This window comes from Aeromonas sp. s1(2024), assembly GCF_040908005.1.
Classification (GTDB): Bacteria; Pseudomonadota; Gammaproteobacteria; order Enterobacterales; family Aeromonadaceae; genus Aeromonas; species Aeromonas caviae.
Genome location: NZ_JBFOCW010000014.1, coordinates 149540 through 172776, shown reverse-complemented (window position 1 = coordinate 172776; position 23237 = coordinate 149540). Strand labels below are relative to the sequence as shown.

Sequence of the window (23237 nt, the reverse complement as noted above, 5' to 3'; positions counted from 1 at the left end):
CTCATGGCTTTTTCTCCACGGTTTTGCCGTTGTACTTGTAGGTCTTGGCCTGCATGGACATACCGATCAGCTCAGCCCCCTTCCCCTGGCTGAGCTGGAAAGAATCCAGGATCACGATGCGCGGCAAAGCAGCCATGTCCGCCGTGAACTTGCCAAGTTCGTGATAGGTGCCCACGACCTCGATGCGCATGGGCAGCTCGGTGGAGAACTCGTGTTTCACCTCTGGCTCCCAGTTGATCCTGTTCAATGTCAAACCGTTGTCGGTGGCAATGAAGCTGATGTCATCCAGCAAACCGGCGACTTCGTGGGTGTTGGGCAGCTGTTTGAGCTGGGTGTCGACCAGATGTTCCAGCTGGACCATCTGCTTTCTGTATGCTTCCAGGTTCGCGGCCAGCATGGCCTTGCTCTCGAATTGTCCCTTGAGCTCGGTCTCTTTTGCGGCTTCACGACCCAGAGCGGCCAGGGAATTGGCAATCACGTAGTAATAGAGTGCCCCGCCAAGCAGAGCACAGCAGAAGAAGACAAAGATGCCCTTGGCGATCGGCGGCCAGCGGGCAATGTCATTGAGATCCAGGTCGTTGAGTTGTTGCAGGTTCATTTTTGCCCCTTAGCCGCGTTGGGTAGCGCCGTGGCAATCTGGAACATCATGGAGAACTGGCTCAGGGCGATGGGGGCCACCTCGGCCGTGAAAATGGTGCTGAGCTGGGATTGTGTCAGCCAGCCGGAACCGTCGATTCGGCGCATCATGCTGGCAACCCTGCCATAGGCTTCGGTCTTTCCCTTCACGTCTATCTTGTTGTTTTGCAGAGCAAGGCTATCAAGATACACCCCGTTGGGGACCAGCACCGGCAGCTGATTGAACAGACGCACAGGGATGTTGCGGCGCATCTGCAACTGCTCGATGAGTTGCATGCGGTCAATCAACTCCTTGCGCCGCTCCTTGAGAAGCCTGATCTCCCCAAGCTGGGTGTCCAGGGTTGCCATCTCCTGCTGCAACCGCTGATTGCGCTGCTGCTGGTAGCCGATCTGCTGCTGCACCAGCCAGTCTGCGGCAAAGGCGATGGCTGCCGTCCCCGCCAGGAACAGACCGAACAGGATACCGAATTGTTTCTTCTGACGCTGCGCCCGAGCCTGCCGCCAGGGTAGAAGGTTTATATTTGACATGGTGTGAAGCTCCTCAGTGCCAGCCCGAGCGCCGTCATGTACTTGGCCCCATGAGTCAGCCCCCCCTCTCCCTGCGGCTTGCCAAAGAGTGCAAAGGGATCGGGGTGCAGCACCTCGCAGTTGAGCTCGCTGCCGATTTGTCCGGCCAGCCCCGGCAACAGGCTCCCCCCTCCGGTCAACACCAGCCTGGAGAACTCCTTGTTCCCCGAAGAGCTGCAAAACAGCTGCACGTTGCGCCGTATCTGCAACACCAGGGTGCTGAGATGAGGCAACAGGACATCCACCTCATGATCCGCAGGCAAGGAGCCCTGGAGCTTGGCCAGTTCCGCTTCTTCCATACTCATGCTGTAAAAAGAGGCCAATGCCTGGCTGTATTGATCACCACCAAAATTCTGCAACCGAGAATAGATGACCTGGCCCCGTAGCAGGGCGGCGAAAGTCAGGGCGCTGGCACCGATGTCGACGATGCCAACCGGTTTCTCCGAGGTTTGCAGGTCGGGCAGGCAAGCCAGCACGGCGCGTCCGAGCGCATGGGCCCCCACATCCACCACCATGGTCGTCATGCCTGCCTCCGTCAGGGCACTGACCCGGCCACTGACGCTCTCGGTCCGCGCGGCACTGAGCAGGACCTCCTGACGCCCGTTGTCGCCCGCCATGCCGAGGATTTCAAAATCCAGGCTCACTTCATCAAGGGGAAAGGGGATGAGCTGCTCAGCCTCCAGGTGAACCTGGTTCTCCAGCTCGCTCTCGTTGATGTTGGTATCGACCTGAATGATCTTGGTGATGACGTTGGAACCGGTCACGGCCGTGGCCACGTTCTGGCAATCCCCTTGCACGAGCCGCTTGAGCGACTTGAGGGACTGACTGACCCGTTCAATGTCCTGAAGTTGATAGTCGACCAGCGTTCCTCTTGGCATGGGGATCTCGGCAACCGAGCCGAGGTGCACCTTGCCGGGACGTCCGCTGATGGTGACGGCCTTGATGGTTTGACTGCCAAAATCAATGCCCGCCATGGAGACGAGGGATCCCTTACTTAATAGCCCAAACATATACACATCCATGCGTTATTGGGTTTTCGGACTTATTGTAGGACAGCGCGTCATGATGTGACGGCTTAACTCAATATAATGCTCTATCTATCAATGTCATAAAGTTTGTGTCAAAAGTTGACGCCCCTCTCCTTTCGGCCTTGATTGCGGCCCCCTTGGTAATTGTGCCCTGGAGTGCTACCCTCCCGCTTCTTCTCGGGGTCGCCTGTTTGCGGACAGGAAAACCTCGAATCCGCGAGGGTAAAAAGGCTATACTCTGCGCCCGTTGGCTAATTTTAAGACGATTGGTAGTTCTTCCATGCTGAAATGGCTCGTTCGCCTGTTTATTGTCATGATGCTGGGTGCTGTGCTGGGCGTTGCCAGCCTCATCGGCATCTACTTCTACATCAAGCCCCAGTTGCCGGACGTCAGCGCCCTGCGCGATGTCAAACTGGCTACCCCCATGAAGGTCTACAGCCGGGACGGGGAATTGATCTCCCAGTTTGGCGAAATTCGTCGCATCCCTCTGCGGCTGGACGAAATTCCCCAGTCCATGATCGATGCCGTACTCGCCACCGAAGATGCCCGCTTCTATGAGCACCCGGGCATAGATCCCATCGGCATCATCCGTGCCGCCACCGTCTGGGCCGTCTCCGGCCAGGCGCGTCAGGGCGCCAGTACCATTACCCAGCAGGTGGCCCGCAACTTCTTCCTGAGCAACGAGAAGACCCTGGTACGCAAGATCAAGGAAGTGTTCCTCGCCTGGCGCATCGAGCAGAACCTCTCCAAGGACGAGATCCTCACCCTCTATCTCAACAAGATCCCCCTCGGCTACCGGGCATTCGGGGTCGGCGCGGCCGCCCAGGTCTACTTCGGCAAGGAGGTCAAGGATCTGACCCTGGACGAGATCGCCATCATCGCGGGTCTCCCCAAGGCACCCTCCATGCTGAACCCGATCCGTTCCCCGGAGCGCGCCTTCGCCCGCCGCAACGTGGTACTGGGTCGCATGCTGGAAACCGGCAAAATCACCCAGGCCCAGTATGACGAAGCCTCCAAGATGCCGGTCAAGGCCCGTTTTCACGGTGCCGAGACCACGCTGAACGCCCCTTATCTGAGCGAGATGGTGCGCCAGAAGATGGTGGAGCAGTTTGGTGAAGATGCCTACACCATGGGGCTGCACGTCTACACCACCGTCACCGCCAAGCGTCAGCGCGCCGCCCATCAGGCGCTGCTGGACGGTGTCTTCGACTACGACACCCGCCACGGCTACCGTGGCCCGACCGCCTTGCTGTGGAAAGCCGGTGAAACGGCCTGGGACTACGAGCAGATCATGGCCCATCTGGCCAAGCAGCCGACCTATCAGCCCCTGATGGCCGCCGTGGTCACCCAGCTCGGCGACAAGAGCGCCACCCTGGTGCTCAAGAATGGCAAACAGGCCGAACTGGGCTGGAATGGCATCAAGTGGGCGCGTGCCTTCATCACCGACGATCGCCAGGGCTTTGCCCCGAAATCGGCGCGGGATGTACTGAAAGTCGGCGCCCAGATCTGGGTCAGGGAGAAGGGGGAAGAGTTGCTGCTCTCCCAGATCCCCGACGTCAACGCCGCCCTGGTGGCCATGAACCCGCAAGACGGCGCCATCGAGGCCCTGGTCGGCGGCTTCAGCTTCGAGCTCTCCAAGTTCAACCGGGTCGATCAGGCCCGTCGTCAGGTCGGCTCCAACATCAAGCCTTTCCTCTATGCCACCGCGCTGGAGCAGGGCTATACCCTGGCGTCCCTCATCAACGATGCACCGATCAACCAGTGGGATCCTGCCAAGGGCCCCATGTGGCAGCCCAAGAACTCGCCCGCCATCTATGAAGGGCCGACCACATTGCGCCTCGGCCTTGCCAAGTCCAAGAACGTGATGTCGGTCCGCCTGATGCGCGCCATCGGGCTGGATACCTATATCGACGGCCTGACCCGCTTCGGCTTCGCCCGTGATCACATTTCCGCCAACGAATCCCTGGCGCTGGGTGCGGCGGAGTTCACCCCGCTGGAAGTGGTGCGCGGCTACTCGGTGCTGGCCAATGGCGGCTTCCAGGTCACCCCCTACTTCATTACCGAAGTGACTGACAGCTTCGGCACCCCCCTGTTCGAGGCCAACCCGGCCGCCGCCTGCCGCGACTGCGGCGTGCTGGCCGCCGCCGGTCTCGACAGCGCGGATGCCTATGCCAATACCACGGCAGACTGGAAGGCCCAGTGCCCCATCGATCCTGTCGTGCCCAACAACATGGCACCGCAGACCATCAGCGCCCAGAGCGCCTTCCTCATCACCGACACCCTGACCACCGCCATCTGGGGTGGCAATGGCTGGCGTGGTACCGGCTGGCGGGCAGCCCGTGACCTCAAGCGTCACGACATCTCGGGCAAGACGGGGACCACCAACGAATCCCGGGATGCCTGGTTCTCCGGCTATACCCCGAATCTGGTGGCCACCTCCTGGATCGGTTTTGACAACCACCAGCGCGGTCTGGGCCGGGCCGAGTTTGGCGGTGGTGCCGCCCAGCCCATCTGGATTGACTTCATGAAGACGGCTCTGCAACAGGTGCCCGAGCGCAAGATGCCGGTCCCCGAAGGGATCATGCAGGTCCGCATCGATCGTGAAACCGGTCTGCTGACCAATCGCGCCGATGGCAGTACTACGGAGGAGTTCTTCAAGGAGGGCACAGAGCCCACCCGCTACGCGAGCCAGATCTCCGATGGCAACCAGGTGTATGGCGGTGACGATGCGACCACAGACGGTCCCGTCTCCACCGACGACATCTTCTAGGTCCCCCTGGAAACAACAAAAACCGGCGCCCAGGCGCCGGTTTTTGTTTCGGGATGACGAGCGGGCTGCGTCAGCCCAGCAGGGCTTTCATCAGACTCGAGATGCGGGCCGCCAGCTCATTGAAGCAGGGGCGGCGCACCGAGTAGTGACGATAGAGCAGGGAGATGGTGCGCCCCGGCACGGGGTTGATTACCGGGCGATAGCTGACACCCCCCTCCTCCGGGTTGGCGGGCACGGCGAGCCTGGGCACCAGCGTCATGCCGCTGCCAGCGGCGACCATGTTGCGCAAGGTCTCCAGACTGGTGCCCTTGAAGCGCTGATCCTCACCGATGCCTGCGGCAAAACAGAAACCCATCGCCTGATCCCGCAGGCAGTGACCGTCGGCCAGCATCAGCAATTTCTTGCCCTTGAGATTGTGCAGGGGCACCGCCTTGGCGCTCGCCTCCGGGTGATGCTGAGGCACGGCCAGCCACATGGGCTCCTGATAGAGGGGGATGGCGCCAAACCCCTCCATCCCTTCCAGCTCCGCCAGCACGAGGCAATCCAGCTCCCCCTCCTCCAGCCGCTTGAGCAGCACTTGGGTCTGATGTTCGTAGAGGTAGAACTCCAGCTTGGGGAAGTGTTCACGCAGATCCTGGATGATGTGGGGCAGCAGGTAGGGGCCCACGGTGGGAATGAAACCGATGTGGATCTCGCCGGACATGGGCTCGGCGAAGTGCTGGCCTATGCTCTTGAGCTCTCGCGCCTCTTTGAGCACCTTGCGCGCCTGACGGGCCATGGCATCGCCGGCGGGCGTGAACAGCACCTTGCGGGAGGTGCGCTCGATGAGGATCACCCCCAGTTCATCTTCCAGCTTGCGCAGCTGGCCACTCAGGGTCGGCTGGCTGACAAAGCAGCGCTCCGCTGCCTTGCGAAAGTGTTTCTCCTCTTCCAGCGCTACCAGATATTCGAGATCGCGAAGGTTCATAGGTACTGCATCCTGCCGTTCAATGAGGCCGATAGCATGCACAAGAACGGTGCGGGGGACAAGGGAGGCGCGCAGACGGGTCTGCCCTCTCCCTCTCCTTTGACAAGCCGCAGGCGATGGGCGAGAGACTCACCCCATCAGGGAGGTGATGTGATCCGCGAACGCCGCTGGCTCTCCCAGATAGGAGGAGACAGGCAGCGCAACGACGCGCTCCCCTTGCATCAATCCCAGGGTCGGGAACCCCTGCCCGCCGAGCCGGCGCAGCCACGCCTGGCTTGTGGCCAGATGGCCCACAAGATCGACCCGACCAAAGGCCAGGGCGAATGCTTCCGGTGTCAGCCCCTGCTCCCGCGCGAGCGCCGCCAGCCGTGTCGGGGAACCGACCCATTCCCCATCCCGGTAGTGGGTTTCCTGGATGCGGTGCAACAAGGCAAGGCCGTCGCCGCCAAGCTCGCTCACCGCCAGAACGGCGCGTATGGGCGGCTCGGAGTCGAGGAGCAGTGACTCGTTGAGCAGAAGCTCGTTGAAGTAGCGCTCACCAAAGCGCTGTCCGGTGAGGGCATGGATGCGCTCGTCATGGGGGCGCACATAGTCCCGCAGGGGCTGTCCCATGGCCTGGCGCCTGGCGCCCATCCAGAGGCCCCCCCCATGCAGTTCGATGCGAAGGCCCGGGATCTCGGCAGCGGCTTTCAGCAGGGGGGCGGCACCATAGCACCAGCCACAGAGGGGGTCATAGACATAATGGAGGGTTGTTTGCGCTTCGTTCATCATCATTCTCGCTTCAATGCTGGATAAAAAACCGGGCCCTCGGGCCCGGAAAAAAACACAGGGATGTAGGCGTCAGGGAGTTACCACTTCATCTCGCCGGTATTGACCTTGGCACCGATGGCCAGGCCATCATCGACCGGCAGGGAGGGGTAAGCCTTCTTCAGCGCTTCAATCAGCTGGCCGGAGTGCTTGGTCTTGGCCAGCTCTTGCTCAAAGCGCTGCACGTAGTCACGGGTGAAGGTCACGGCTTCGGTACCCTTGGGCGCAGTCCCCAGGAAGTGACCCGGCACCACGCGCTCAGGTTTCAGCGCCAGCAGATTGTTCAGCGCCTTGACCCAGTGGCTGCGAGCGGCCTTGGACTGGCTGTCCGCCATCCAGACGTGCACGCCGCTGTAGACCGGCACACCACCAAAGGCCGTCTTGATGGAAGGGGCCCAGAGGTAGGCATTCGGGGTGTTCATCTCTTTGATTTCAATCTTCTCGCCATCCAGCGTCAGGTGGCTGGCCGTCATCACTTGCGGCACGGTCAGGCTCTTGGGTGCATCCTTGCCCAGGATCGGGCCCCAGTAGCTCAGCTTGGCATCCTTGGTCTGCTTGATATGGTCGACCACATGCTGGTCGGCCAGCACCTTGACATCCGGGAACGCAGCCATGACGGGTTCCAGACCGAAGTAGAAGTCGGGGTCACCGGCACTGATATAGACAGTGGTCAGCTTCTTGCCGCTCTTCTTGATCATGTCCACCAGCGCCTGACCATGTTGCACATCGAACTGGGCATCGATCAGGATGGCCTCTTTGTCACCGGTTACCAGTGAGGAGGAGACGGGGAAGATGGCCTTCTCGCCGGGGTTGTAGACGGTCACGGTCAGGGGGGCCGCCAGGGCGGAACCCGTCATCAGGAGGCTGGTCAGGGTCAGGGTACGCAGTGTGTTGTTCATCAGATAACGCTCATCGGTGTGGATTAATGGAATGAGCGCAGTTTATTGCATCACCATCGATACAAATACCGCATAATGGGCGCATCACTGTTGCACAAATCGAGCATATAGGGGCACAAGATGGATAGGCTGACCGCATTGCGGGTCTTTGTCTGCGTAGTGGAACAGGGCAGCCTGAGCGGCGCCGGGGAGAAACTGGAGATGTCCCGCGCCATGGTGTCGCGCTACCTGGCCGAGCTGGAACGCTGGATGGGGGCCAGATTGCTGCACCGCACCACCCGCCGGCTGAGCCTGACCGGGCCGGGAGAAGAGGCGCTGAACCGGGCCAGAGCCATGCTGGCCCTGGGGGAAGAGATGGAACACCTGGCCATCCGCCATGACGAGGCCCCCAAGGGGCAACTGCGCATCACCTGCAGCTACTCTCTCTCCGAAGCCCTGCTGGTCGGGGCGGCGAACGACTACCTGGCCCGTTACCCCGGCACGGCGATCGACATCCTGCTGCTGGACCGGACGGTCAATCTGGTGGAGGAGCGAATCGATCTCGCCCTGCGCATCACCAACGACCTCGATCCCAACCTGGTGGCCCGCAGGCTCGGCACCTGCCACTCGGTGGTGTGCGCCAGCCCCGCCTACCTGGCCCGCCATGCCCTGCCGCAGCAGGTGCAGGATCTGGCACTGCACAACTGCCTCACCTACACCTATTTCGGCAAGAGCCTGTGGGAGTTTCTGGGGCCCGATGGTCCCGAATCCGTCCCGGTGAGCGGCAACCTCAGCGCCAACATCTCCAACCTGCTGCTGGCCGCCACCCTGGACGGGGCGGGGATCAGCCTGCAACCCGCCTACTCGGTTCACCCCCATCTGGCAAGCGGCGCTCTGGTCCCCCTGCTCACCCCGTGGCAGCCCAAGCGCCTCGGCGTCTATGCCGTTTATGGCACCCGCAAACAGATGTCCCCCCTGCTGCGCAGCTTCCTCGACTTTCTCGTGGAGCGGATGGCGGACGATCCCCTGTGGCAGGAAGCCCCTCCCTCTCTCTGATCCCTGCGAGCCGCACAAAAAAGGGGCCTCGCGGCCCCTCTTTGCTCCATCCTGTGCCCGGTCAGGCTTCGAAACCGAATGCCTTGACCGGGGTCTCTCCCTCCTCGGCCTCCTGATCCTCCAGATAGATGTCGTGATAGGCGGCATAGATGGAGTAGTTGATGGCAGGCAGCACCACCAGCAGGCCCACCAGCATCAGGAGTGCGCCAAAGAAGATCAGCACGGCCCCGAGCAGCCCCCACCAGAGGAAGGGCCACATGTTGCGCAGACATCCCTTGAAGCTGAGCCTGGCTGCCTGCCAGACCCCGACCTGATGGAAGAGGATAAGGGCGGGGGCGAAGGTGATGGCCATCAGCACGGGAACGAACAGTGCCAATCCCACCAGGGCGCAGACGAGGAAGCCCTGTGCCTGCTCCGGGGTCAGCGCCAGGGAGCCCGGATCCGCGGACAACAGGCCGGTGAGTCCCCACTGGTGCAGCAGGAACACGCAGATCATCAGGATCCCCATGATGAGGCCGAGCACCATCAGGCCCCCCAGCATCAAGGGGGTCAACCGATGGCGGAAACCGGCAAAGAAGTCGCCAAATTGCAGCGCCTCGCCATGGTGACCCCGCCGCGCCACCGCCACCCAGCCAGCCCCCCACACCATGTAGAGCAACTGGGAGATCAAGCCCCCCGCTGGCAGCTGATCCAGCACGATGCCCACCACAAACCAGAGCACTATCATGGCCACGCTGGCACCCATCCCCTTGTTGAAGATGTCGAATCCGGTGCGGATCCAGATCCAGCCCTGTCCTATGCCATGGCGTTTGGGTTCGTGGCGCAGGGCCCTGTCACTGTTCATCATTGACCTCGTCGAAAAATAGGGGCGAAGCGGCGTCTCCTCAGGGCACGCTCACCGTGACCATGATGGTGCCGGTGTAGGGGCCGGTGCGTACTACCTGGCCCGGCAGCCGGGTCGGGTAGAGCCTCACCTTGTGGTCGGTGGCCTGGGTCGCCGCCGAGTAGGGTACCGCGATGGCGGTATCGAATGGAATAGGGGTCAGGGCCCCCTGCTCGACCATGCCCACCCCGACACCGGCCAGGCTGGTGGTGATGAAGCGGTTGTCGCTCGCGAGCACCCCCGAGAAGCTGTAGCGCAGCGGCCCCCTGCTCAGGCTGGCAAGGTCGAAGGGAAGGCTGGCACCCGCAACCAGAGCATTCACCTCGCTGCAATGGCGTGTCCGTTGCGTCCTTCTGGGCCGCAGCCGATGAGTTTATCGGCCACGGTTGACGGACAGCACCGCCAGAATGTGGCATCATCTCCCCCCTCTTGCTTTCCCCCTGATCCGATGGAGCCATCATGCGCCGCCTCTTCTTTCTTCTCCTGCTGCTCGGCAGCCCTGCGCTTCACGCCGAACCGGGGTTTATCAGCCGCCTGCTCAACCACCCGGTGCCGGGGGGCGTGGCCGTGGTACCACTGGGAAGCGGGGCCAAGGCGCCCGCAGTGCGCTATCAGGACAAGCCTGTGCTGGTGGTACAGGAAGACGGGAAGACGTGGATCGCCATCGTCGGCATCCCGCTCAAGAGCGCGCCCGGCCCCCATCAGGTAACCACCAGCGATGGCCGCACCTTGAGTTTCACGGTCGGCACCAAGCACTACCGTGAGCAGCACATCAAGCTCAAGAACAGCCGCCAGGTCAATCCGCTGGCCGAAGACATGACCCGCATCAACCGGGAGCTTGCCGAACAGACCCGCGCCTACCAGACCTTCAGCCCGGCTCAGCCGAGCAACCTGCTGTTTGACAAGCCGGTCCAGGGCCCGCTCTCCAGTCCCTTCGGGCTGCGCCGCTTCTTCAACGGCGAGGAGCGCAACCCCCACTCCGGCCTCGACTTCGCGGTCGGAGCCGGCACTCCCATCAAGGCACCAGCTGCTGGCAAGGTCATCCTCATCGGCAACTACTTCTTCAACGGCAATACGGTGTTCGTCGACCACGGCCAGGGCCTCATCAGCATGTTCTGTCACATGTCGAAGGTGGACGTGAAACTGGGCCAGAGCCTGCCCCGCGGCGGCATCGTCGGCCGGGTCGGCTCCACCGGCCGCGCCACCGGTCCCCACATGCACTGGAACGTCAGCCTCAACGACGCCCGCGTCGACCCCGCCATCTTTATCGGCGCCTTCAAGCCCTGAGTCCGGCGACCTACTGCCCACAGGCAGGGGCACTCAAAATGAAAAAGGCAGCCGAGGCTGCCTTTTTCATGGACGCATGACCACATCTCAGGCAGCGCTGTGCTGGCGCCCCTCCCTGTTCATCGCCCGCCACATCACCAGGACCAGCAGAGTGCTGCAAGTGGGCAGCGCCAGCCAGACACCGGCCACTTCCCACAGGGAGGAGAAGCCCCACAGGAAACCGCCGATCAGCACCAGCTTGCCGCCGGTGAGCAGGGAAGCGATGCGGGCCCGGTTGATGGCCTGGAAGTAGGTGGCCCCCACCAGCAGCAAGCCTTCCATGGGCAGCCCCCAGAAGTAGAGCCAGATACCGAGGGTCGCCACCGGCAACAGGGCAGCATTGTCCCCCGCAAACAGATAAACCACTGCCTCTGGCCACAGATACAGCGGGATCATCCCGCACAGTGCCACCGCCATGGTCACTCCCAATGCCAAGTTGCGCACCCGCAGCACCCGTGCCCAGTTGCCCGCCCCGGCATTGAAGCTGGCGATAGGCTGGATGCCCATGGCGATCCCCTCGAAGATGAGATAGAAGAAGGCCTCGCTGTAGCTGATGACCCCATAGGCGGCCACGTGCAGCGAAGTGCCCACCGAGAGCAGCGCCTTGTTGTGCAGCGCCAGCACCACCGAGAGGTAGAGGTACATCAGAAAACTCGACACCCCGAGTCGCAATGTCTCCCCCATCAGCCGCCAGTCGGGCACCAGGGTATCCCAGCGAATGCGCAACTGGCTGCGGGGGGTGAAGAAGTGCCACAGGCACAGGCCCCCGGTGACCGCCTGGGAGAGCATGGTCGCGATGGCGGCCCCCGCCAGCCCCCAGGGGATCACCGCCATCAGCAGGTAGTCGAGCAGCACGTTGAGCACGCCGCCCCCCACCAGGATCCAGGTGGTGAGGCCGGGTCGCCCGTCGTTGCGCAGCAGGGCGGTAAAGGCCATGGAGAGCACCGCGAACACCCCGAGCCAGGCGTACCACTGCAGATAGGCGAAGCCTGCGTCGAAGATGACCCCCTGCGCCCCCATCCAGACAAGCATGGCCTTGCCGTAACGAATGCCAATGAAGGCGAGCAGCGCGGAGGCGATGAGCACCATCACCAGGGCATTGCCGACGATGTGGCGCGCCCTGGCCTGCTCCCCCTTGCCCAGATAGAAGGAGGCCAGCGACGAGGATCCCATGCCGATCAGGGCCCCTACCGCGTAGAGCACGGCGCAGATGGGGTACGCCAGCATCATGCCGGCCAGCCCGTCCTGGCCCAGGATATGGCCGACGAAGATGCCGTCAATGGTGACATAGATGCCGGTGACCAGCATGGCGGCCACCGTGGGGGTGACGTAACGCAAGAAGAGGCGGGAAAGGGGGGCCGTGCCCAGATCGACGGAGGACATAAATTGCTCAATGAAGGGGAACGGCCAGAATAATAGCCAAACAAGACCCGGATCACCCGTTATTTGTGCCGTGGATCATTCATCTTGAGGGCTTTACCCGCCCCGGCCCCTGCTTTAGGCTAGGGCGACTTCTCCTGAACGGAAACGTGCGCCATGTTGCAACGCCTGCTCTGTCTGATGCTCTGTCTCAGCCTGTTCCCCTTCTCCGCTGTCCAGGCTGATGATGCCATCACTCAGGTAGAGGAGCTGCTGCAAAGCATCCCCAAGACGGATACCCCGGAAAACCAGCAACTGCGGGAGAGCTACCAGCAGGCGCTGCAATATGCCCGGGATGCCCAGCGCTACCGGGAACAGGGCAAGGCCTACCAGCAGATCCTCATCGACTACCCCAAGGAGTCCGCCCGTCTCAAGGAGGGGCTGCACAACTATCAGCCCCAGTCTCGCCCGTCCCTCTCCTCCCTCAAGGAGGATGCCCTGCGCCAGGCCATCAGCCTGAGCAGCAACCGCCAGCTCAACCTGCGCAAGGAGCGTCAGGCGGTGACCGACAGCCTCAACCAGCTTGAGAGCACGGGCCAGGAGTATCACCTGCGGGTCGACGAGTTGCGCAAGCAGTTGCTCCAGACCCGCTCCCTGCTCGATCGCCTGAGCTTCAGCAACGAGTCGGACAGGTTGCAGGAGGCCCAGCAACTGGCCACCCGACTCAAAGAGCAGAGCCTCTCCGACCGGATCCAGATGCTGGAGCTGGAGCAGCTCTCCGCCCAGCAGCGCAACGATCTGGGCAAGCTCAAGCTGCAGGAGCTCAACCTCGCCATCACCGACGAGGATGAGTGGCAGACCAGTCTGCTTGCCCAGCAGAACCAGCTGCGCCGGGACAAGACCGAGCAGGCCCTGGCCGAGAGCGAACGCCTGCGCCGCCAGCTCACCTCTGACCTCCCCCTCTTGCAGGAGCAACAGCAGCAAAACCAGGCCCTCTCCCTCCAACTGGGGGCTCTCGAGGACCAGATTGAACGGGTGCAGGACGAGCAACGGGGGGTGGACACCTCCCTCTCCGGGCTCAACGAGCTGGTCAATTCGGTGCGCGAACAGCTGGAGTGGTTGCAGATAAGCAACGCCTACGGCGAGAACCTGCGCAGCAAGCTGGCCGATCTGCCCGCCTACTTCCCGCTGGAGCGGCTGGAGTCAGCCATCGTCAAGGCGCGTATGGCCAAATACCAGTACGAGACCGAGCAGGATGCCCTGAAGGATCCGGTCCAGCTGCGCAACAGCCTGCTCAGTGGAGACGGCATCACCCTGGACAGGGCCCAGCGCGCCGTGCTGGACAACCTGCTCAAGGCGAGGCGGCAACTGCTGACCCGGCTCAACGATGCCTCCGACACCCTCATTCAGGAGCAGACCCGCCTCAAGCTGCTCTACAGCCGTCAGAACAGCAAGATCGACGAGATCCGCGAACTCAGCGCCAGCCATCTGTTCTGGATGCCGGACGTGCGCCCCCTGAGCCCGGCGGTGCTGCTCGGCGTCCCGGCCGCCCTCGGCCTTGCCTTCAACCCGGCCAACTGGCTGCAACTGCCCAGGGCCATCGCCGAGAACAACCCCCTGAGCCTGACCCTGGCTGGCCTCGGGCTGCTGGGGCTGGCCTGGTGCTGGCTGAAACTGGCCCGCCACCTCATTCAATACAGCCAGTACATTGCCCCGCGCATCGGCAAGGTAACCCAGGACAAGTTCAGCCTCACCAGCCGGTTGCTGGTGCGCTCCGTGCTCGCCGCCCTGCCGCTGCCCGCCATGGTGCTCATGGTGCACGGCCTGCTGGACGGCGCCTGGCAATATCCCTTCGCGGTGGCGGTGGCCCGGGGCCTGGGTGAAATCTGGTTCCTGCTGCTGGCCCTGCTGGTGGCGCGCCACCTCACTCTGGAGAAGGGGATCCTCATACTCCACTTCCGCTGGCAGAAGGAGCGGGTGCAGCGAGTATGGGGACAATTTCGTACCCTGCTGCTGGTGCTGATCCCGAGCTTCTTCGTGCAGGGCATGGCGAGCAGCTATCAGGAGCACGCCTTCTACGACTCCCTGGGACGCCTCGCCTTCATCATCGGGGCCCTCTGGCTGCTGCTCTTCTTTGCCCGCCTCAACAGGGAAAAACTGCCCCTCACCTGGGGTCAGGCAGACATGACCAAGCCCCATCTGCTGCACCACTTCATCTGGAACAGCCTGATGCTGGCCCCGCTGCTGGCGGTGCTGGGCGCCCTGTTCGGCTACTTCTACACCTCCCGCACCCTGCTGCGCCAGCTGGAGCTGAGCCTGCTGGCGGGGCTCGGCTGCCTGCTCGTCTACTATCTGGCCCACCGCTGGATGCTGATCCAGCGCCGCCGACTCGCCTTCGATCGCGCCAAGCAGAAGCGGGCCGAGATCCTGGCGCAGCGGGAGCGGGAAGAGGACGATCTCAGCTCCGAGATCCCCGATGTGGTGGAGGAGCCCGAGCTGGATCTGGATACCATCAGCGCCCAGTCCCTCGGCCTGGTGCGCACTCTGCTGATGCTGGGCTTCACCATGCTGGTGGTGGTGCAATGGTCGGATCTCAACTCGGCATTCAGCTTCCTCAGCAGCATCGAGGTGTGGCAGGTGAGCAGCAAGGTGGCCGGCATCGAGCAGCTCTCCGCCATCACCCTGCAGGATCTGATGCTGACCGTCTTCGCCTTCATCCTGACGGTGGTCACCGCCCGCAACCTGCCAGGGTTGATGGAGCTCACCCTGCTCCAGCATCTGAGCCTCTCCCCCGGCACCGGCTTCGCCCTCACCACGGTGAGCAAGTACCTGGTACTGCTGATTGGCGCTCTCACCGGCTTCTCCATGCTCGGCATCGACTGGTCCAAGACCCAGTGGCTGGTGGCGGCACTCTCCGTGGGGCTGGGCTTCGGCTTGCAGGAGATCTTCGCCAACTTCGTCTCCGGCCTCATCATCCTGTTCGAAAAACCGATCCGCCTGGGTGACACCGTCACCATCCGTGATCTCACCGGCACCGTCACCAAGATCAAGACCCGCGCCACCACCATAGTGGACTGGGACAGGAAGGAGATCATCGTCCCCAACAAGGCCTTCATCACCGAGCAGTTCATCAACTGGTCCCTGTCCGATGCCATCACCCGGGTCCGCTTGCGCATTCGCATCGGCCTGACCCAGAATCCCAAGCAGGTACAGCAACTGCTGGAGCAGAGCGTGCGCGAGTCCACCCTGGTGCTGGATACGCCCGCCCCGGAGGTGTTCCTCATCGAGTTCACCGACTCGGCCCTCATCTACGAGATCCGGCTCTACGTCAACAACATGGATCACCGGATGCCCATTACGCACGAGGTACATTCTCTGATCCTGGAGAAACTCGGCCAGGTCGGCATGCATCTGCCACATCAGCAGATCGACATCCGGATGAGCCGGGGATGAAGCCCCCAAAGACGACAACAGGAGCCATCATGCAGATCATTGCCCATCGCGGTGCCAGCGGCCTGGCCCCGGAGAATACCCTCAAGGCGATGAGCCTGGCGCTGGATCTGGGTGCCAAAGCCATCGAGCTGGACGTGCAGTGGGCCGACGGAGAGCTCTGGGTCTTCCACGACCGGCGACTGGAGCGCTGCACCAACGGCCAGGGTGTGCTGACCGGGCAATCCCGGGAGTACCTGGCGAGCCTGGATGCGGGGGACGAGGAGCGGATCCCGACCCTGTGGCAGGTGATGGCACTGGTGGCGGGGCGCTGCGAACTGCACATCGAGCTAAAGGGTGCCCACACCGCCGAGCCGGTGGCCGCCCTGACCAGGCGGGCCGAGGCCGAGCTTGGCTTTACACAGGCGCACTGGATCGTTTCCTCCTTTCATCATCCCGAGCTGTTACGCTTCAAGGGACTGCGACCGGAAATCAGGATCGGCGCCCTGACCGCCAGCCTGCCCCTCGACGGCGCCGCCTTCGCCGAGACGCTGGGGGCCTGGTCACTGAACTGCGACGTGGATTTCGTCGACGAGACCCTGGTGGCGGATGCCCATCGCCGGGGGCTCAAGATCCTGGTCTATACAGTCGACGAAGTGAGTGATGGGAGCGCCCTCGCCAGCATGGGTGTCGATGGCATCTTCACCAACCGGCCAGATCGATTCAGCTGAGTATCGGCGCGGCCTGGCAGGCCACAAGGAGGTGAAAAGAATTGAAAAAATGCGGTGCACCGGGATACATAAAGTCCATAGCCAGCCGATACAGTGTTGGCTCATAACAATAACAAACACCATGGATCTCTGACTGACGCTCACAAGGATGTAAACATGAACCTATCCATCAAGAACAAGCTGGTCCTCTCCATCGGGGCCATCATTCTGGTCATCACCGGCCTGCAGGTCTGGTACAACACCTCCCAGTTGCGCAGTGAAACCCAGCGGCTGATCTGGAGCTTCATCGACGACAGCTCGGTCGCCAACGTCAAGGGGATCTCCCGCTGGCTCGACGCCCGCATCAATCTCGTCACCGCCACCAAGGAAGCCTTCGCCAAGGAAGACGAGCCCCTCAGCCACCTGGCCCAGTCCATGAATGCGGGCAACTTCGATCTCGTCTACGTGGGCACCAAGGATGGCCGGATGATCCAGAGCAAGCCGACCGATCTGCCGGCCGGCTATGATCCGCGCCAGCGCCCCTGGTACAAGGACGCCATGGCCGCCGGCAAGCTCGCCATCACGGCCCCCTATGCCGACATCACCACCGGCCAGCTCATCATCACCATCGCCGAGCCCTTCAGTCGTGGCAACACCGACGGCGTCATCGCCGGTGACGTCTCCATCGACGGTCTGGTGAAAGACGTACTCGCCATGAACTCGGAAGGCACCTATGCCATTCTGGTGGACAGCAACGGCACCATCATCGCCCACCCGGACAAGGATCTGACCCTCAAACCCGCCACCGCCATCTCCCCGGAGCTGACGGCAGCCAAGGTCAACGAGCTGGCCCATGACAACACCATCTCCGAGATGGATATCAGCGGCAAGGCAAGCGTATTCGACCTCACCGAGATCCCCAACACCAACTGGTATTTCGGCATCGTGGTGGACGAAGCGGTCGCCTACCAGTCCGTCTCCCGCATGGTCACCTCCGCCCTCCTCCAGGGATTGCTGACCATCCTCATCGTGGCAGGCTTCTCCTATGTCGCCATCAACGGCTCCCTGGCACCGCTGAAAACCCTGGGCGAGGCAATTGCCGATCTCTCCCGCGGCAACGGCGATCTCACCCGTCGCATCAAGATCGAGCGTGAAGACGAGGTCGGTACCGTCGCCAAGCACGTCAACACCTTCATCGAGCGCATCCACGTCATGGTGCAGGACATCTCCAACTCCTCCACCCAGCTCAACCAGCAGGCCAGGTCTTCCCACGACATGGCGGAGAAATCCAACCAGGGGCTGGCCCGCCAGCAAAACGAGATCTCCCAGATTGCGACCGCAGTGCACGAGATGTCCGCCACCGCCGTCGAAGTGGCCAGCAACGCCGAGCAGACCGCGGAAGCGGCCCGCAGCTCCTCCAGCAGTTGCGAGCACGGCAAGCAGGTGATTGCCCGCAACCAGCGCTCCATCACGGATCTCGCCACCCAGGTCAAGCAGGCCTCCGGCATCATTCAGGAACTGGAGAAGAACGCCCAGGAGATCAACACCATCCTCTCCACCATCCAGGGCATCGCCGAGCAGACCAACCTGCTGGCGCTCAACGCCGCCATCGAGGCCGCCCGGGCTGGCGAGCAGGGACGCGGCTTTGCCGTGGTGGCCGACGAGGTGCGGGTGCTTTCCCAGCGCACCCACAGCTCCACCGTCGAGATCCGCAGCATGATCGAGACCCTGCAGCGCAACACCCAGGGCGCCGTCAGTACCATGCACGAGGGTCAGCTGCTGGCCCAGAACAGCGTGGAAGATGCCAACGATGCGACCCAGGCGCTGGAGCAGATCACCACCTCCATCAACCAGATCTCCGACATGGCGACCCAGATCTCCAGCGCCGCCGAGGAACAGCGTGCCGTCACCGACGAGGTGAGCCGCAACATCCAGGCGGTCAAGGATGTCTCGGACGAGCTGGCAGTGGATGCGGACAGCTCCCGCAATCTGTCGGCCCAGCTTAAAAATATTTCAGGTGAATTGAATAATCAGGTCGGCATGTTCCGCATCTGATCGACCATGGGAAGAAAGGGGCCGTTCAGGCCCCTTTTTTTATAAACCCTTTTTGTTTCAACGGTTATAATCCCCTTTCGAGACCCTCAACCCTGTGATCGACATCTCCTTTTGCCCATGTGTGGGAGACGGGCCCAGTCTGTCATGGCTATATTCGCATTACTTTTTTGATGCCTAACCTCGATATGTCATCGTGATAATAGTTATCATTAAACTGTTTTGATAAAAAACTTAAAAACTTTATGGGTAATACCCAAAAAGAGAGGCATTTCTCATTTTTTTGAAAGAAAACTACGTATAATCTTGGAGTTAAAATCACCAGAGTAGCGAGTACGGCTGATCCAGATCACTGATGGATGGCGATAATGACGGCATTTTCATCCAAGGAATGGGGTGGTTGTAATAAAAATCACCGTTGCCAAGCACTAAAACAAAGCAGTTTGACTTGCATCAAGCCTGAATTTTTTTCATAGAGCAAAATCGTGCCCAGCAAATCTATCCCTAAGGAGGCAGATGTGGATATTATCAAGACCGATGTTGCCATCATCGGTGCCGGTGGCGGTGGCCTGCGTGCCGCAATCGCCATTGCAGAAGCCCACCCGGAGCTGGAAATCGCCCTGATTTCCAAGGTCTATCCGATGCGCAGCCACACAGTGGCCGCCGAAGGTGGCGCCGCAGGCGTCGTCCGTGATGACGACTCCCTGGAAAACCACTTCAACGACACCGTCTCCGGTGGTGACTGGTTGTGTGAGCAGGACGTAGTCGAGTACTTCGTCAACAACGCCACCAACGAGATGATCCAGCTGGAGCACTGGGGTTGCCCCTGGAGCCGCAAACCGGACGGCAAGGCCAACGTGCGCCGTTTCGGCGGGATGAAGATCCCCCGCACCTGGTTCGCCGCCGACAAGTCCGGCTTCCACATCCTGCACACCCTGTTCCAGACCTCCATCAAGTACCCGACCATCAAGCGCTTCGACGAGCACTTCTGTCTGGATCTCATCGTGGAAGATGGCCGCGTCCAGGGTGTCGTCACCTTTGACATCCAGAACGGCATCACCCGCTTCATCCAGGCCAAGTCCGTGGTGCTGGCCACCGGCGGCGCAGGTCGTGTCTATCGCTACAACACCAACGGCGGCATCGTCACCGGTGACGGCATGGCCCTGGCCTACCGCCACGGCGTACCGCTGCGGGACATGGAGTTCGTCCAGTATCACCCGACCGGTCTGCCGGGCACCGGCATCCTGATGACCGAAGGTTGTCGTGGTGAGGGTGGCATCCTGCTCAACAAGGATGGCTATCGCTACCTGCAAGATTACGGTCTGGGCCCGGAAACCCCGGTCGGCCAGCCGAAGAACAAGCACATGGAGCTGGGTCCGCGCGACCGTCTCTCCCAGGCCTTCTGGCAGGAGCAGCAAAAAGGCCGCGTGATCCAGGGCCCCATGGGCGACGTGGTTCACCTTGACCTGCGCCACCTTGGCGAGAAGTACCTGAAAGAGCGTCTGCCCTTTATCTGCGAACTGGCCAAGGCCTACGTGGGTGTGGATCCGGTGAAAGAGCCGATTCCGGTACGTCCGACCGCCCACTACACCATGGGTGGCATCGAAACTGACGGCAAGTGCGCCACTCGTCTGGCCGGTCTCTATGCCGCTGGCGAATGTGCCTCCGTCGGTCTGCACGGCGCCAACCGTCTGGGTTCCAACTCCCTGTCCGAGATCGTGGTCTTCGGCAAGGTGGCCGGTGAGCAGGCAGCCGAGTTTGCCGCCACCCAGCAACACGGCAACACCCAGGCGCTGGTCGCCAAGGCCGAGGCGCTCATCAAGCAGCACCTCTCCCTGCTCGACATCGACGGCACCGAAAACCCGGCGGATATCCGCAACGAACTGGGCATGTCCATGGAAGCCGGTGTCGGTATCTACCGTACCGAAGAGCTGATGCAGGGTACCATCGACAAGATCAACGAGCTGAAAGCCCGTTACAAAAAGATCAAGATCAACGACAAGTCCTCGGTCTTCAACACCGACCTGCTGTACGCCATCGAGCTGGGCTACATGCTGGACGTGGCGGAAGCCATGGCGCACTCCGCCATCAACCGCAAAGAGTCCCGCGGTTCCCACCAGCGTTTGGACGGTTACGAGGAGCGCGATGACGTCAACTTCCTCAAGCACACTCTCTCCTTCTACAACGGCGAAGGGGCCCCGACCATCGACTATTCCGATGTGAAGATCACTAAATCCCAACCGGCCAAGCGCGTGTACGGTTCCGAGGGTGAGAAACAAGACGAGGCTAAGAAGAATGGCTGAGATGATCGAAATTGAAATCCTGCGCTACCGTCCCGAGCAGGATAACGAGCCCTGGATGCAGACCTTCCAGGTGCCCTACCTCAAAGAGATGTCCCTGCTGGATGCGCTGCAATACATCAAGGATCATCTGGACTCCACCTTGAGCTTCCGCTGGTCCTGCCGGATGGCGATCTGCGGCTCCTGCGGCATGATGGTCAACGGCATTCCGAAACTCGGTTGCAAGACCTTCCTGCGGGATTACCTGCCGGGCAAGATGACTATCGAGCCGCTCAACAACTTCCCCATCGAGCGCGATCTGGTGGTCGACATGTCCGACTTCATCGAGAAGCTGGAGAGCATCAAGCCCTACATCATCCCGTCTGAGCCGCGCAGCCTGTGCGATGGCGAGTACACCCAGACGCCGGCTGACATGGCGAAGTATCACCAGTTCTCCATGTGCATCAACTGCGGTCTGTGCTACGCGGCCTGCCCGCAATATGGCATCAACAAGAAGTTCACCGGTCCGGCGGCCCTGGCACTGGCCTATCGCTACAACGCCGACAACCGCGACAGCGCGTCCAGGGAGCGGATGAAGATCATCAGCCAGGACGAGGGCGTCTGGGGCTGTACCTTCGTGGGCTACTGCTCCGAAGTGTGCCCGAAAGGGGTGGATCCGGCCGCCGCCATCCAGCTTGGCAAGGTCGAGAGCGCCAAGGACTACATGATCGCCATGTTCAAGCCGGATTGAGACCAGGAGTGAGACCATGAACAACACCCAGAGCAAACGTAAGCCCTACGTGCGCGAAATGAAGAAAGACTGGTGGCTGAAGAATGCCTTCTACACCGGTTACATGATCCGCGAAGGCACCAGCATCTTCGTCTCCATCTACGCCGTCGTGCTGATGTGGGGTCTGCTGCGCCTGGTACAGGGTCAGGAGGCATTCAATGGCTGGCTGGAATCCCTGCAGAGCCCCATTGCCATCCTGTTCCACGTCATCGCCCTGGCAGCCTGCCTGTTCCACGCCAAGACCTGGTTCGCCCTGGCCCCGAAAGCCATGCGCATCTTCCGTGGCGAAGACCTGGTGCCGGAGAAGCCGATCGTCATCGCCCAGTATGTGGCGCTGGCGGCGGTATCCCTGCTTGTCCTGATCATCGTGGCCTGAGGAGAAAACCATAAGACGTTCTGACGAACCCGGTTATTGGTGACTGTTTGGTACCGGGCTCTCACTCAGAAACGTTGGCCACGATCACTCAATCATGATTTGAGGAATAAATATGAGACGTTCTGACGAGCCAATTTACTGGGGTCTGTTTGGTGCGGGTGGCATGGTGGTTGCCATGCTGCTGCCGGTCATTGTCCTCATCACCGGTCTGCTGGTGCCCATGGGCATCATGGATGTGGAGACCATGAGCTACGAGCGCGTGCTGGCATTCGCCAGCTCCTGGTGGGGTGCCTGCATCCTGCTGGTCATCATCGCCCTGCCCGTCTGGCACGGCATGCACCGCATCTACCACGGCCTGCATGATCTGGGGATCCACACCACCAAGCTGCACCACTATGTGTTCTATGGCTTCGCCTTCCTGGTATCCGCCATCACCGTCGGCCTGCTGATGGTGCTGGTGCTCCAGTAAGCACATCCTGACTGCATAACAAACCGGGCCCAGTGCCCGGTTTTTTTATGACCATCTTCCGCGGTTCATCTCCACCCGGCAGCTGGCCTGCGCGCTCGTTCGGCATCCGTCACCAGAGTCGCGGTGCCGGTTCACGGCCGTTTTCCGCGTAGTAGAGCGACGGCAGAAACTGCGCCAGATAACTGAACTCGCTGTAGCAGTGGCGCATCAGGTTGAAGCCTATCTCGTCCGGCACCTCGTCAAACGGGTTGGCGCAGGCTTTGCCCAGCAGAAAACGACTGCGCAGCACACAGCCATAGGGGGTATCGCGCGCCAGGTGCAGCATCTCGCCATCCAGCGGCGCACCGTTGTCATCCAGCGCCACCTCGTTGCCAAAGCCGATACGGGCGCAGATGGCGGCAGAGAGAGCCTGCGTCTCCCGCGCCTCGTGTAGCGATTGCGGGGCGAACACCTCTTCGGCACCGTGGAACTTGAGGCGAGCTGCCACCGGCGGCAGCTCGGCAAGCCACTCCACCGCCTCTATGCTGGCTCCCACATAGCGCTCCCCTTTTTTCCAGTGATGATCCCAGCCCCGGTGCTCGACATGATCGTGGGGGTGCCACCACCTGATGTGCTGGGTCGTCTCGAAGAAGGTGAACCACCAATCCAGCATGCGCCCCTTGCAACCGTGCAGATCGGTACGGATGGCGACCGTCAGCAGGCCGTCGGTGCTGCGGGTCAGACCCATTTCCAGGCGAAGGGGTTGCGGCCTGAGCAACTCATTGATGTCATTGACGCCCCAAGGGGCAAACAGGGCAGAAGGATGCATGATATGACTCCCATAAATTTAGGAAACGAAGTTCGTTTCTTAAATTA

Annotated in this window: 20 protein-coding genes; 10 read left to right on the top strand and 10 right to left on the bottom strand. The window is 61.5% G+C overall.

The features are described 5' to 3' along the window. Position 1: 1 nt before the first annotated feature. From tapO to tapM, 3 genes are read right to left on the bottom strand one after another with little or no spacing between them, the layout of a single operon-like run. Positions 2–598 carry a PilO family type IV pilus biogenesis protein TapO gene (tapO, locus tag AB5Y70_RS03970; RefSeq protein WP_043155965.1) on the bottom strand — a complete coding sequence of 199 codons (597 nt, stop codon included), beginning with the start codon at positions 596–598 and terminating at the stop codon, positions 2–4. Beyond that, positions 595–1164, bottom strand: a complete 570-nt coding sequence (tapN, locus tag AB5Y70_RS03965; RefSeq protein WP_010673820.1) for a PilN family type IV pilus biogenesis protein TapN — start codon at positions 1162–1164, stop codon at positions 595–597. Before tapN ends, tapO begins: the two co-directional genes overlap by 4 nt. Then, positions 1152–2213 (bottom strand): PilM family type IVa pilus assembly protein TapM, encoded by a 1062-nt coding sequence (tapM, locus tag AB5Y70_RS03960; RefSeq protein ID WP_043155967.1) that lies wholly within the window; start codon positions 2211–2213, stop codon positions 1152–1154. The genes tapN and tapM overlap by 13 nt, the downstream gene beginning before the upstream one ends. A gap of 298 nt (positions 2214–2511) precedes the next feature. On the opposite strand from tapM, the gene AB5Y70_RS03955 reads away from it, so the two are divergent. Continuing rightward, complete coding sequence (locus tag AB5Y70_RS03955; protein WP_010673818.1) at positions 2512–5001, top strand: penicillin-binding protein 1A; 2490 nt, start codon at positions 2512–2514, stop codon at positions 4999–5001. 70 nt (positions 5002–5071) lie between these two features. On the opposite strand, the gene oxyR is transcribed toward AB5Y70_RS03955, so the two are convergent. From oxyR to AB5Y70_RS03940, 3 genes are all read right to left on the bottom strand, one after another. Next, positions 5072–5968, bottom strand: coding sequence for a DNA-binding transcriptional regulator OxyR (gene oxyR, locus AB5Y70_RS03950; protein WP_043155969.1), 897 nt, complete (start codon positions 5966–5968; stop codon positions 5072–5074). A gap of 129 nt (positions 5969–6097) precedes the next feature. Then, the gene (locus AB5Y70_RS03945) at positions 6098–6742 is read right to left on the bottom strand and encodes a DsbA family protein (protein WP_043155970.1); all 645 of its coding nucleotides are present in this window, start codon (positions 6740–6742) and stop codon (positions 6098–6100) included. Positions 6743–6816: 74 nt separating this feature from the next. After that, positions 6817–7674 carry a Vmh family MBL fold metallo-hydrolase gene (locus AB5Y70_RS03940; RefSeq protein ID WP_010673815.1) on the bottom strand — a complete coding sequence of 286 codons (858 nt, stop codon included), beginning with the start codon at positions 7672–7674 and terminating at the stop codon, positions 6817–6819. A gap of 120 nt (positions 7675–7794) precedes the next feature. On the opposite strand from AB5Y70_RS03940, the gene AB5Y70_RS03935 reads away from it, so the two are divergent. Continuing rightward, the gene (locus AB5Y70_RS03935) at positions 7795–8709 is read left to right on the top strand and encodes a LysR family transcriptional regulator (protein WP_041212561.1); all 915 of its coding nucleotides are present in this window, start codon (positions 7795–7797) and stop codon (positions 8707–8709) included. Between the two features lie 61 nt (positions 8710–8770). Here AB5Y70_RS03935 and AB5Y70_RS03930 read toward each other — a convergent pair whose 3' ends face one another. Beyond that, a complete protein-coding gene (locus AB5Y70_RS03930; RefSeq protein WP_045525644.1) occupies positions 8771–9553 on the bottom strand; it encodes a BPSS1780 family membrane protein in 783 nt (260 codons plus the stop codon). A 40-nt stretch (positions 9554–9593) separates the two neighbouring features. Beyond that, entirely contained in the window at positions 9594–9914 is a 321-nt protein-coding gene (locus AB5Y70_RS03925; protein WP_049636547.1) for a hypothetical protein, read from the bottom strand. A gap of 137 nt (positions 9915–10051) precedes the next feature. Between AB5Y70_RS03925 and AB5Y70_RS03920 the strand changes: the two genes are divergently transcribed. Then, entirely contained in the window at positions 10052–10879 is an 828-nt protein-coding gene (locus AB5Y70_RS03920) for a M23 family metallopeptidase (protein WP_049636548.1), read from the top strand. Positions 10880–10966: 87 nt separating this feature from the next. Here AB5Y70_RS03920 and AB5Y70_RS03915 read toward each other — a convergent pair whose 3' ends face one another. After that, entirely contained in the window at positions 10967–12301 is a 1335-nt protein-coding gene (locus AB5Y70_RS03915; RefSeq protein WP_049636549.1) for an MATE family efflux transporter, read from the bottom strand. A 153-nt stretch (positions 12302–12454) separates the two neighbouring features. Here AB5Y70_RS03915 and mscM point away from each other — a divergent pair, with 153 nt between their 5' ends. The 7 genes from mscM (at position 12455) to frdD (ending at position 22382) form a co-directional block, all read left to right on the top strand. After that, positions 12455–15730 (top strand): miniconductance mechanosensitive channel MscM, encoded by a 3276-nt coding sequence (gene mscM, locus AB5Y70_RS03910; protein WP_045525588.1) that lies wholly within the window; start codon positions 12455–12457, stop codon positions 15728–15730. A gap of 29 nt (positions 15731–15759) precedes the next feature. Beyond that, complete coding sequence (locus AB5Y70_RS03905; RefSeq protein ID WP_042014533.1) at positions 15760–16437, top strand: glycerophosphodiester phosphodiesterase; 678 nt, start codon at positions 15760–15762, stop codon at positions 16435–16437. A gap of 156 nt (positions 16438–16593) precedes the next feature. Then, complete coding sequence (locus AB5Y70_RS03900; protein ID WP_043156361.1) at positions 16594–18471, top strand: methyl-accepting chemotaxis protein; 1878 nt, start codon at positions 16594–16596, stop codon at positions 18469–18471. A 515-nt stretch (positions 18472–18986) separates the two neighbouring features. Then, complete coding sequence (frdA, locus tag AB5Y70_RS03895; RefSeq protein ID WP_010673806.1) at positions 18987–20771, top strand: fumarate reductase (quinol) flavoprotein subunit; 1785 nt, start codon at positions 18987–18989, stop codon at positions 20769–20771. Further along, positions 20764–21498 carry a succinate dehydrogenase/fumarate reductase iron-sulfur subunit gene (locus tag AB5Y70_RS03890; RefSeq protein ID WP_042065016.1) on the top strand — a complete coding sequence of 245 codons (735 nt, stop codon included), beginning with the start codon at positions 20764–20766 and terminating at the stop codon, positions 21496–21498. The genes frdA and AB5Y70_RS03890 overlap by 8 nt, the downstream gene beginning before the upstream one ends. A gap of 16 nt (positions 21499–21514) precedes the next feature. After that, positions 21515–21913 carry a fumarate reductase gene (locus AB5Y70_RS03885; RefSeq protein ID WP_049636550.1) on the top strand — a complete coding sequence of 133 codons (399 nt, stop codon included), beginning with the start codon at positions 21515–21517 and terminating at the stop codon, positions 21911–21913. Between the two features lie 112 nt (positions 21914–22025). After that, on the top strand, positions 22026–22382 hold the full coding sequence (gene frdD, locus AB5Y70_RS03880) for a fumarate reductase subunit FrdD (RefSeq protein WP_010673803.1): 357 nt from the start codon (positions 22026–22028) through the stop codon (positions 22380–22382). 109 nt (positions 22383–22491) lie between these two features. Here the strand turns inward: frdD and AB5Y70_RS03875 are convergent, their stop codons facing one another. After that, positions 22492–23190: a hypothetical protein gene (locus AB5Y70_RS03875; protein ID WP_049636551.1), complete on the bottom strand. Its 699-nt coding sequence runs from the start codon at positions 23188–23190 to the stop codon at positions 22492–22494. Positions 23191–23237: the final 47 nt, after the last annotated feature.